1 protein-coding gene is annotated in these 856 nt (G+C 40.8%); it reads left to right on the top strand.

Going from position 1 to position 856, the window contains the following annotated elements; all coding sequences use genetic code 11:
- Positions 1-2 precede the first annotated feature (2 nt).
- The gene (locus HMPREF3129_RS03990) at positions 3-797 is read left to right on the top strand and encodes a PD-(D/E)XK nuclease-like domain-containing protein (RefSeq protein WP_254668232.1); all 795 of its coding nucleotides are present in this window, start codon (positions 3-5) and stop codon (positions 795-797) included.
- Positions 798-856 lie beyond the last annotated feature (59 nt).

Below are 856 nucleotides of genomic sequence, written 5' to 3'. Positions count from 1 at the left end.
ACATTTCAAATGAGGACTATCACCATGGATTAGGGATCAGTAAATCTCAGTTGGATTTAATAAGCAAAATGCCAGCCGAATATATTTGGAGCAAGGAAGCTCCTGTTGATGAAGAAAAAATAAAGGCATTGGATTTCGGGACTGCTATCCATTGTCTTTTGTTAGAACCAGATGAATACAGTAAGCGATACAAGATAGGCCCTGATGTAAATCGTAGAACAAACGCAGGGAAGCAAGAGGAAAAGGAATTTCTCGAAATGTGTGAAAAGGAAGGTATCACACCTATTACTCATGGCGATAACAGGAAGTTAATGCTCATGAGAGATAGTGCAATGGCGCACCCTATCGCAAGATGGTGCTTAGAAGCTAACGGAGTAGCTGAAAGTAGCATTTATTGGAATGACGAAGATACGGACATTCTTTGTCGTTGCAGGCCAGATAAACTCATTCAAGAGCACCACTGGATTATTGATGTAAAAAGCTCTGCCGATATTCAGCGATTCGATCGCTCCATGTACGAATATCGTTACCACGTACAGGACTCTTTTTATTCAGATGGATATAAATCATTAACAGGCGAAGCTCCTGTCTTTGTCTTTCTTGTTGTAAGCACGACTATCGACTGCGGTAGATACCCCGTTAGAGTCTTCAATTTAGACCAACAAGCAAAAGATATTGGTCGAACAACCTACAAACAAAATTTAAGAACGTATGCAGAATGCCTAAAAACGGACGAATGGGCAGGCATACGCACATTATCACTGCCCTACTGGGCTAAGGAATTAAGGGATGAGTAACCCACCATTAGCTCAAGCTGACTTGCAAAAAACACAAGGTACAAAGGTAAAAGAAAAAA

The organism is Proteus sp. HMSC14B05 (genome assembly GCF_001808035.1).
In the GTDB taxonomy this organism is placed as follows: Bacteria; Pseudomonadota; Gammaproteobacteria; order Enterobacterales; family Enterobacteriaceae; genus Proteus; species Proteus mirabilis.
Note: the sequence above shows the minus strand (reverse complement) of the source record. Positions and strands in the feature narration are given on the sequence as shown.